Origin of the sequence: Microbacterium sp. 69-7 (assembly GCF_001897985.1) — a bacterium.
In the GTDB taxonomy this organism is placed as follows: domain Bacteria; phylum Actinomycetota; class Actinomycetes; order Actinomycetales; family Microbacteriaceae; genus Microbacterium; species Microbacterium laevaniformans.
In genome coordinates this window covers 6354-15893 of sequence record NZ_MKRU01000062.1, presented here as the reverse complement: position 1 = coordinate 15893, position 9540 = coordinate 6354, and the positions used below count along the sequence as shown (strand labels likewise).

The window sequence follows — 9540 nt, the reverse complement described above, 5'->3', positions numbered from 1 at the left end:
TTCACCGCCGGCCCGTGGCAGGACGTGATCGATGTGCGCGACTTCATTCAGCGCAACTACACGCCGTACCTCGGCGACGCCTCGTTCCTGACCGGCGCCACGGCCCGCACCACGCGGATCTGGAGCACGCTGTCGGCGATGTTCCCGGTCGAGCGCGAGAAGGGCATCTACGACGTCGACGCGCACACGCCCGCCGGCATCACCGCCCACGGCCCCGGGTACATCGCGAAGGACGACGAGCTCATCGTTGGCCTGCAGACCGACGCGCCGCTGAAGCGCGCGATCATGCCCAACGGCGGCTGGCGCATGGTCGAGGGCGCGCTCGAGACCTACGGCTACGAGGTCGACCAGACCCTCAAGGAGATCTTCACGAGCTACCGCAAGACGCACAACGAGGCCGTCTTCGACGTGTACTCGCCGAACGTCCGCGCCGCGCGCAGCTCGCACGTCATCACCGGACTCCCGGACGCCTACGGCCGCGGCCGCATCATCGGCGACTACCGCCGCGTCGCGCTGTACGGAATCGACCAGCTGATCGCCGCCAAGAAGGTCGACAAGCTCGGTCTGGACACCACGCCGTTCTCGGAAGAGGTCGTCCGCATGCGCGAGGAGCACGCGGAACAGATCCGCGCGCTCGGCGAACTGAAGCAGATGGCAGCGGCGTACGGCTTCGACATCTCCGGGCCGGCGACCACCGCGCGGGAAGCGGTGCAGTGGCTGTACTTCGGCTACCTCGCCGCCGTGAAGGAGCAGAACGGCGCCGCGATGTCGCTCGGACGCACCTCGACGTTCCTCGACGTCTTCATCGAGCGCGACCTGCAGGCGGGCCTGATCACCGAGACCGAGGCGCAGGAGATCATCGACGACTTCGTCATCAAGCTGCGCATCGTCCGCTTCCTGCGCACCCCCGAGTACGACAGCCTGTTCTCCGGCGACCCGACCTGGGTCACCGAGACGATCGGCGGCATGGGCGAGGACGGTCGCCCCCTCGTGACGAAGAACTCGTTCCGCTTCCTGCAGACCCTCTACAACCTGGGTCCGGCGCCCGAGCCCAACATGACCGTGTTCTGGAGCCCCGAGCTGCCGCAGGGGTTCAAGGACTACTGCGCACGGGTGTCCATCGACACGTCGGCGGTGCAGTACGAGTCGGACGAGATCATCCGCCCCGCCTGGGGCGATGACGCCGCGATCGCCTGCTGCGTGAGCCCCATGCGCGTCGGCAAGCAGATGCAGTTCTTCGGTGCGCGCGTGAACCTCGCCAAGACGCTGCTCTACGCGATCAACGGAGGCCGCGACGAGGTCACCGGCAAGCAGGTCTCGCCGGTGACGGCACCCGTCGGCGACGGCCCGCTCGACTTCGACGACGTCATGGAGCGCTTCGACAAGACGATGGACTGGCTGGCCGAGACCTACGTCGAGGCCCTCAACTGCATCCACTGGTCGCACGACAAGTACGCGTACGAGCGCATCGAGATGGCCCTGCACGACAAGGACGTGCTGCGCACGATGGCCTGCGGAATCGCGGGACTGTCCGTCGCGGCGGACTCGCTGTCGGCCATCAAGTACGCCACCGTCACCCCCGTGCGCGACGAACGCGGCATCGTGGTGGACTACCTCACCGAGGGCGAGTTCCCGAGCTACGGCAACGACGACGACCGCGCCGACCAGATCGCTGTCGGCCTGGTGGAGAGCTTCATGTCGAAGATCCGCCGTCACCCGATGTACCGGGGCGCCCTGCCCACGCAGTCGGTGCTCACGATCACCTCGAACGTCGTCTACGGCAAGGCGACGGGCAACACACCCGACGGTCGCCGCGCCGGCGAGCCGTTCGCCCCGGGTGCCAACCCCATGAACGGTCGTGACACGCACGGCATGCTCGCCTCGGCGCTGTCGGTCGCCAAGATCCCCTACGCCCAATCGCAGGACGGCATCTCGCTGACCAACACCGTCGTCCCCAGCGGCCTCGGGCGCACCGTCGGGGAGCAGGTGCGCAACCTCGCCGGTCTGCTCGACGCCTACGTGGGCTCACACGGCTATCACATGAACGTCAACGTGCTGAACCGCGAGACGCTCGAAGATGCCATGGAGCACCCGGAGAACTACCCGCAGCTGACCATCCGGGTCTCCGGCTACGCCGTGAACTTCGTCCGCCTCACGCGCGAGCAGCAGCTCGACGTGCTGTCGCGTACGTTCCACGGCTCCATGTGATCCGGATCCTCCGGCAGACGAACCGACACGCAGAGAGAAGCTGAGGACAATGGCCAAGGCGATGCTCCGTCGCCACCCGTGCAACGCGGTGCCGTCCACCCTTCCCGCACTTCCCGATGACGCGGTGCGCCTGGAGGTCCCCCTCCAGGCGCCCGCCCACCGGCGCGCGGGCGCCGGCCTCGACGGGCTCGCGGTCTCGGATGTCGATCGTCATGAGCGCCTCACCGCGATGCGCGAGGGCCGGCTCGGCTCCGTGCACTCGTGGGAGCTCGTCACCGCCGTGGACGGGCCGGGAACGCGGCTGACCACGTTCCTCAGCGGATGCCCGCTGCAGTGCCTCTACTGCCACAACCCCGACACCCTCGCGATGAAGGACGGTCAGCCCGTCACGAGCGATGAGCTGCTCACCCGCATCGCGCGCTACACCGCGGTTTTCCAGGCGACCGGGGGCGGCATCACCCTCTCCGGCGGCGAGGTGCTCATGCAGCCCGCCTTCGCAGCACGGATCCTGCGCGGCGCGAAGGAGCTCGGCATCCACACCGCCATCGACACGTCCGGCTACCTCGGCGCCGCGGCATCCGACGCCCTGCTCGACGACGTCGACCTCGTCCTGCTGGACGTAAAGAGCGGCAATCCCGAGACCTACCGCGAGGTGACGGGGCGCGAGCTCGAACCCACGCTGGCGTTCGGTCGCCGTCTGGCCGCTCGGCCCGAGGGGCCCGAGGTGTGGATCCGCTTCGTCCTCGTTCCGGGCCTGACCGACGACGTCGACAACGTCGAGGCGGTCGCTGCGTACGCCACGTCACTCAATGAGATCCGCCCCGAGACGGTCACCCGCGTCGAGGTGCTGCCGTTCCACCAGATGGGCCGAGACAAGTGGGACGCGCTCGGGCGCGACTACCGTCTGGCCGAGACCGAACCCCCCTCCGTCGACCTCGTCGACCGGGTCCGCGAGCAGTTCCGCGCTCACGGCCTGCTCACGTACTGACCTTTTCACCCTACCCCCGGCCGCCGCTTCCCCCGCGGCCGCTCGCCCGGATCGTCCCCCGATCGGGCGCTGACCGGACCGCCCTCCCCATCCTCTGCGGGCGGTCCGGTCCTCTCCGTCGCGCGGGCGCCTCGCCTCAGCCGGCGGCAATAGCCTCGTCGGCGGCGGCGCGGGCCCAGCCCTCCGCGTCGACCAGCGCCCCGCGTGAGAGCACGGGCGGCGCGTCGTGCGCATCGACGATGCGCTGGACCGTGTCCAGGATGCCGGGAAAGCTCAGGCGTCCCGCGTGGAACGCATCGACCGCCTGTTCGTTGGCCGCATTGAACACGGCGGGGTAGGTCGCGCCGGCGCGCCCCACCTGCTTGGCGAGGGCGACCGCCGGGAAGGCCCCCTCGTCGAGAGGCTCGAAGCTCCACGAGGCCGCCCGGGTCCAATCCAGCGGAACCCCGACGCCGCCCACACGGTGGGGCCAGTCGAGGCCCAACGAGATCGGCAGCCGCATATCGGGCGGCGATGCCTGCGCGATGGTCGATCCGTCGATGAACTCGACCATCGAGTGCACGATCGACTGGGGATGAACGACGACGTCGATGCGGTCGTAATCGACGCCGAACAGCAGGTGGGCTTCGATCACCTCGAGCCCCTTGTTGACCAAGGTCGCCGAGTTGGTGGTGACCACCCGACCCATATCCCAGGTCGGGTGCGCCAGCGCCTGGGCCGGAGTCACGCCCTCGAGTTCGCCGCGGGAGCGACCGCGGAAGGGGCCGCCCGAGGCGGTCAGCACGAGCCTACGCACCTCGTCGCTCGTGCCGGCGCGCAGGGCCTGCGCGATCGCGGAGTGCTCCGAGTCGACCGGGACGATCTGTCCCGGGGCCGCGATGGCGGTGACCAGATCGCCGCCGACGATGAGCGACTCCTTGTTGGCCAGCGCGAGCGTGCGTCCGGCTTCGAGCGCGGCCAGTGTCGGGCCGAGGCCTACCGATCCGGTGATGCCGTTGAGTACGACGTCGGCATCCACATCCCGCACGAGCTGTTCGGCCTCGTCGGCGCCGAGCGCCGTGTGCTCGACCTGGAACTCGGCCGCCTGCGCGGCGACGCCCGCCGCGTCACTTCCGGCGGCGAGTCCCACCACCTCGAACTGGTCGCGACGGGCGCGGATCACATCCAGAGCCTGGGTGCCGATGGAACCGGTCGAACCGAGGATCAGGATGCGCCGCATGCGGCCAGCCTACCGGCGGGCACTTACTGGGCCGCGGAGGTCTGCGCGCCCAGGATGTCGACGACGAACACCAGGGTCTCGCCCTTCAGGTCGTTCGCGTTGATCTCGCCCTCGCCGTAGCCGTCGGCCGGGGTCATCGTCACGAGCACCTGGGAACCCACGGTCTGGCCTTCCAGCGCCTTGCGGAAGCCGGGGACGACGCCGGTGGTGCTGAAGCTCGTCGGTACGCCGCCCTTGTCCCAGGTCGAGTCGAAGGTCTTGCCGTCCGACCAGCGCACGCCGGTGTACTGCACCAGCACCTGGTCGCCGCTCTGGACTGCGGCCCCGTCGCCCTTCTTCAGGGTGGCGATCTGCGTCTCGGTGGGCGGGTTGCCGCCCGGCAGCGTGATCGTGGGCGCTCCGTTGTCGGCCAGCGACACCGTCGGCATCCCCGCCACGGGTGCCTGCTCGGCGCCCCATGCGGCGCTCGGGACGATGCCGAGCAGGTCGACGACGTAGACCTGCGCCGCACCCTGCTCGCTCGCCGGGAACGTTGCGACGACGCGCTCGCCCGGCGCACCGCAGCCGAGAACCTGGCCGAGAGGGCTGGATGCCGAGATCTGCGCGGGAAGCAGCTGCCCGGGCTTGTAGCCGATGTCGCCGAGCTTCTGACCGGTCTCGGCGTCGTAGGCCGTCATGGCATAGGAGATGAACTGCCCCGCCGTCACGGGCGTACCCGACCCCTTGTCGATGGTCTTGGCCTGCAGGGTGTCGATCTGGATCGGCGCCGTGAACGACAGCGTGGGAGCCACTCCCGCATCCCCGCTGACCGTCACCGCGTCGGCGGCGGCACCCGAGGAGACCTGCGCGTCACAGAGGTCCGCAGCCGGCGCGGCGGTCGGGCTCCCCGACGCGGTGGCGCCGGTGGACCCGGAGCAGCCCGCAAGCAGGATGACGGACACGGCGGCGACGGAAACAGCGACGAGCGGGCGCAGGCGCACGATAGGACCTCACAGATGAAAGACGGATTGGCTCCATCCTCCCCTACTTTGTTCTGCGTGCGCTGGGAGCGCGCCCGTGGCGCCATGCTCAACGCGGCATGCGATCGGGAGTACCCTCGACTGGTGACATCCGCAGAGCCCGCCCCCGACGCCGCCGGCGAGGTGCAGCCCCCGGACGGCGCCCATGACGTCACCGGAATCGGCCCCACCTACGTCATCGGCCGGTGGGTCGTGGCCCCGCTCGCGCGGCTGCTGTACCGGCCGCGCATCGAGGGGCGCAAGAACTTCCCCCGCAAGGGTGCGGTGATCCTCGCCAGCAATCATCTGTCGTTCATCGACTCCTTCGTCATTCCGATGGCCGCTCCTCGCCCGGTGCGCTTCCTCGCCAAGTCGAGCTACTTCGACGCTCCGGGGCTGAAGGGATGGTTCTCGCGGCAGTTCTTCTACGCCGTCGGCGCATTCCCCGTTCAGCGCGGGGCGGGCCAGGCGGCCCTCGATGCTCTCGAGCAGCAGCGACGGATGCTGGAGGCGGGGTGGTCGACGGCGCTGTACCCGGAAGGAACGCGCTCGCTGGACGGCCGCCTGTACAAGGGACGCACCGGTGTCGCATTCCTCGCGCTGCAGACCGGCGCACCCGTGATTCCGGTGGGCCTGGTCGGAACCAACGAGATCATGCCCGTCGGGGCGAAGTTCCCGCGCCTGCGTCCGCGGGTGACGGTGCGCTTCGGCGAGCCGCTCGACCTGTCCCACCACGGCTCCGCCGACTCCGGGCGCGCGCGCCGTCAGGCGACCGACGAGATCATGGCCGCGATCCATGCACTCTCCGGCCAGGAGCTGGCCAACGCGTACAACGAGGCCCCGGCGTCCAATCCCGTCGAACGTCTCAAGCAGGTTCTTCCGCACGAACGCCGCTGACGGCGCCATCCGGGGCCACCGTGACGACGGCGTCGTGACGAACCGGGAAGTTGACCGAGTTCGCGATGAAGCACCACTCGTGCGCCTGCGCGTGAGCGGTCTCTGCAGCGGCGACCATGGCGGCCGTGGCGACCTCGACCCGCGGTCTCAGCACGACCTCGGCGAATGCGCCGCCCCCTCGACCGTCCTCGGTCATCCGTCCCGTCGCGTCGTCCGTGTAGGACACGACGACGACACCCGCTTGCACACACGCGTGCAGGTAGGACAGCAGATGGCACTCCGACAGCGCGGCCAGCAGCATGTCCTCGGGGTTCCACTTCGAGGGATCGCCGCGGAACGGGCGATCGCTCGAGGCATCCAGCGCGGGCTTGCCGTGGACGGACAGCGTGACCGAGCGGTCGTAGTCGCGATAGCCGCTGGTTCCGGTGCCGCGGTTGCCTGTCCACCGGGCGTGCAGTGCGTAGCGGTGTTCGCCGATCATCCCGCCAGTCTCCCATCCGGATCGCGGTACGCGGCCGCGAGCTCCGCCAGATGCGCGTGCTCCTCGGCCATGCCGGGGTTTGCGACACGGGGATCGTCGGAGCGTCCACGGTGGATCATGTCGTCGAGGTAGCGCCGGTCGGCGTCGAGGCGGGCCAGCGCATCCTCGCACACCGTCCCGTGACCGGGCACGATCACCGCGGCGCGGGCGGCGAGAGGCGCGAGGCGGTCGAGCGCGGCGAGGTATGCCGGCAGGTCATCGGGGAAGAACGGCAGGGGCAGTTCGATGTCGCTGAGCATGTCGCCGACGATCAGCACCCGCCGCTCCGGCAGCCAGAGGGCCGTGTGCCCCGGCGCGTGCCCGTCATGGAAGACAGGTTCGATCTGCACACCGGTCGGCGCACTGTCGGAGGGGAAGCTTTCGCCGATCCCGTCGACCCGCCCCATGAGCTCGACGAGCCACGGCGGTGCGTCCTCGCTCAGCGCTGCGACCAGGTCCGCGCGCTGCGAGACGGCGAGCGCGGCCGTGTCGTGGGAGGCCCACCGCGGGACGTCCCCGAACGCCGGGTGCCACAGCAGATGGTCGTGATGGGCGTGGGTCGCAAACCCCGCGCGCACGTGCAGGTTGCGCACGCCCAGCGTGGCAGCCAGAGCGTCGAGTTCGTCGGCGTCCCACGCGGGATCCACGAGCAGTGCTTCTTCGCCACCGACGATGACGGTGCTCGTGGTGGCCATGCGCCGGCTCGTCGTGACCCAGATGCCGTCGGCGACCTCGTCCAGCTGGCGCATGCCCATCTCCTCGGTGGTCCCAGCCGACCCGTCGCGCGGTGCGCGGCGAAGTAGGCTCTTCTGCGTGTCAGATCCTCTCACCGTGTCCCGTCCCTCCGCACCGTCCGGCACCATCGCGGTCGCCGATGCGGTGGAACTCGCCGTCGTCGAGCGCAGTGGCTTCGTCGAGTCGCGACACACGGGAGCGGCGATCGTGCTGGACCCCGAGGGTGTGATCCAGCTGAGCCTCGGCGACGTCGACACGCCGATCCTGCCGCGCTCGAGCATGAAGCCGTTGCAGGCGCTCGGCTGCCTGACCGCCGGTGTCACGCTGGAAGGCGAGCAGCTGGCCCTGTCCACCGCCAGCCACAGTGGCACCGACCGACACGCCCGCGTCGTCCGCGAGATCCTCACGACCGCCGGTCTCGGCGAGGACCACCTGCAGTGCCCGCCGGCGTGGCCCGGTGACACCGCCACGCGCGACGAGCTCGTACGCGAGCTCGGACAGCCGGCGCGCGTCCGCATGAACTGCTCCGGCAAGCACGCGACCATGCTGCTGGCCTGCACCGCGAACGGGTGGGACACCGACAGCTATCTCGATCCGCAGCATCCGCTGCAGGTGCATATCCGTGAGGTCATCGAACGCCTCACGGGGACGAAGATCTCCACGACCGCCATCGACGGCTGCGGGGCCCCGGTGTACGCCATGAGCCTGACCGCCCTCGCTCGCGCCGCGCACCGGATCGGCACCGCCTCGGAGCGCTCCCCCTTCGCCCTCCACCGCCTCGCCGGAGCGCTGGTGCGCGCGGTCCGCGAGAACCCGTGGGCGATCGACGGACCGGGGCGGCCGGACACCATCGCGATCGAGCGGCTCGGCGTGTTCGCCAAGGGAGGCGCCGAGGGAATCATGATCATGACGGCACCCAACGGCGCCACGGTCGCACTCAAGACGCTGGACGGCAGCGGCCGGGTGGCGACGGCTGTCGCGATCCGTCTGCTGGAGCGCGTGGGCGCTCTGTCGTCGGCGGACGTCGCCGCGACGCTCGACCAGCTGCCGCTGGAGATCACCGGCGGAGGCCGCGAGGTGGGACGCATCCGCCCCACCGTCTGACCCTTCGCGTTACGGCGTTCCGCTGTTGTCGCGGCCCGGCGTCTCCTCCTCCTCGGCTGGTCACGACCAGGGCAGCAGCACGCGCTGTGCGGCACCGCCCGGCACGAGGCGCCAGGCACGGTCGGCACGTGCAGCGGCGTAGACGGGAAGATCTCGTCGCCCGGTGAGCGCGCGGTATTCTGCGCTGCACTCGGCGGAGACGACGAACTCGTGACGTGTGCGAAGTTCGCCCAACAGCTTCCACTGGGCGAGCCACTCCTCGGGCGTGCCGACCACGAGAGCCCGCGAAGATGCCCCGCCGCGCGACGCCGCCTCATCGACGCTGATGATCGGAGCATCTCCTGCCGCACTCGCGCGATGCAGGCCGTCACGGGCGAAACCGTGAGCGACCACGAGACCGGCCGTGTCGGTCTCACCGGGAGTCCACGTGGGCGGTGGGGAGCCGACCACCGTTGGTGTCGTGGGTGCGTCGTCACGGATGAACTGCACCAGCACGCGTCCCCAGCGGCCCCGCCCGGGCGGCTGGTCACGGACATGGTCGGATCCGTCGCCTCCGGCCGCCACGTGGTCGGCGCGTGTCGCCAGCGGCAAGATGGCGCGGTGCGGGATCAGCTCCAGCAGACGGGCGAGCGACCCCGCACATCTCGCCGCGGAGAGCACGACGAGGCCTCCGCTCTGTCCGGCGTCCCGCACGAGCCGCTCGATGCGCACCATCATCTCCGCCGCGTACTCCGCGGGATAGCGGGTCAGCAGCGCATCGACGTCGTCGACCACCACACCCGTCCCGTCGCGCCGGCCGACGGCGGCGGCGCCCACGGCATCCCATGCCGCCTCGGGGTCTTCGGACACCCACGTCGGGGGCTGCGGCAGC

Annotated in this window: 9 protein-coding genes (1 of these 9 cut by a window edge); 4 read left to right on the top strand and 5 right to left on the bottom strand. The window is 70.2% G+C overall.

The window, feature by feature from the left end; translation table 11 throughout:
* Together pflB and pflA are read left to right on the top strand one after the other, a co-directional pair.
* Positions 1-2208, top strand: a 2208-nt coding sequence (gene pflB / locus BGN98_RS06215; protein WP_288120264.1) for a formate C-acetyltransferase, incomplete at its 5' end; no start/stop codon positions are given.
* A 49-nt stretch (positions 2209-2257) separates the two neighbouring features.
* Positions 2258-3196, top strand: a complete 939-nt coding sequence (gene pflA, locus BGN98_RS06210; RefSeq protein WP_036289399.1) for a pyruvate formate-lyase-activating protein — start codon at positions 2258-2260, stop codon at positions 3194-3196.
* 136 nt (positions 3197-3332) lie between these two features.
* On the opposite strand, the gene BGN98_RS06205 is transcribed toward pflA, so the two are convergent.
* Positions 3333-4415: a 1-deoxy-D-xylulose-5-phosphate reductoisomerase gene (locus BGN98_RS06205; protein WP_036289397.1), complete on the bottom strand. Its 1083-nt coding sequence runs from the start codon at positions 4413-4415 to the stop codon at positions 3333-3335.
* 23 nt (positions 4416-4438) lie between these two features.
* Positions 4439-5395, bottom strand: a complete 957-nt coding sequence (locus BGN98_RS06200; protein ID WP_288120260.1) for an FKBP-type peptidyl-prolyl cis-trans isomerase — start codon at positions 5393-5395, stop codon at positions 4439-4441.
* Positions 5396-5479: 84 nt separating this feature from the next.
* Between BGN98_RS06200 and BGN98_RS06195 the strand changes: the two genes are divergently transcribed.
* On the top strand, positions 5480-6310 hold the full coding sequence (locus BGN98_RS06195) for a lysophospholipid acyltransferase family protein (RefSeq protein ID WP_288120266.1): 831 nt from the start codon (positions 5480-5482) through the stop codon (positions 6308-6310).
* Here BGN98_RS06195 and BGN98_RS06190 read toward each other — a convergent pair.
* On the bottom strand, positions 6279-6791 hold the full coding sequence (locus tag BGN98_RS06190) for an OsmC family protein (protein WP_288120258.1): 513 nt from the start codon (positions 6789-6791) through the stop codon (positions 6279-6281). The two genes, BGN98_RS06195 and BGN98_RS06190, sit on opposite strands and share 32 nt — an antisense overlap.
* A complete protein-coding gene (locus BGN98_RS06185) occupies positions 6788-7579 on the bottom strand; it encodes an MBL fold metallo-hydrolase (RefSeq protein ID WP_288120257.1) in 792 nt (263 codons plus the stop codon). Before BGN98_RS06185 ends, BGN98_RS06190 begins: the two co-directional genes overlap by 4 nt.
* Before the next feature lie 64 nt (positions 7580-7643).
* Between BGN98_RS06185 and BGN98_RS06180 the strand changes: the two genes are divergently transcribed.
* Positions 7644-8669, top strand: a complete 1026-nt coding sequence (locus tag BGN98_RS06180; protein ID WP_288120256.1) for an asparaginase — start codon at positions 7644-7646, stop codon at positions 8667-8669.
* A 60-nt stretch (positions 8670-8729) separates the two neighbouring features.
* On the opposite strand, the gene BGN98_RS06175 is transcribed toward BGN98_RS06180, so the two are convergent.
* On the bottom strand, positions 8730-9540 hold the 3' portion of the coding sequence (locus BGN98_RS06175; RefSeq protein ID WP_502687817.1) for an FtsK/SpoIIIE domain-containing protein. The gene runs 998 nt beyond the window's last position; the window shows 811 of its 1809 coding nt (coding positions 999-1809); the start codon falls outside the window, past its right edge; its stop codon occupies positions 8730-8732.

Coding starts and splice junctions, on each gene's coding strand:
- pflA (WP_036289399.1), top strand. CDS start 2,258: ATGGCCAAGGCGATGCTCCGTCGCCACCCGTGCAACGCGGTGCCGTCC.
- BGN98_RS06205 (WP_036289397.1), bottom strand. CDS start 4,415: ATGCGGCGCATCCTGATCCTCGGTTCGACCGGTTCCATCGGCACCCAG.
- BGN98_RS06195 (WP_288120266.1), top strand. CDS start 5,480: ATGCTCAACGCGGCATGCGATCGGGAGTACCCTCGACTGGTGACATCC.
- BGN98_RS06190 (WP_288120258.1), bottom strand. CDS start 6,791: ATGATCGGCGAACACCGCTACGCACTGCACGCCCGGTGGACAGGCAAC.
- BGN98_RS06185 (WP_288120257.1), bottom strand. CDS start 7,579: ATGCGCCAGCTGGACGAGGTCGCCGACGGCATCTGGGTCACGACGAGC.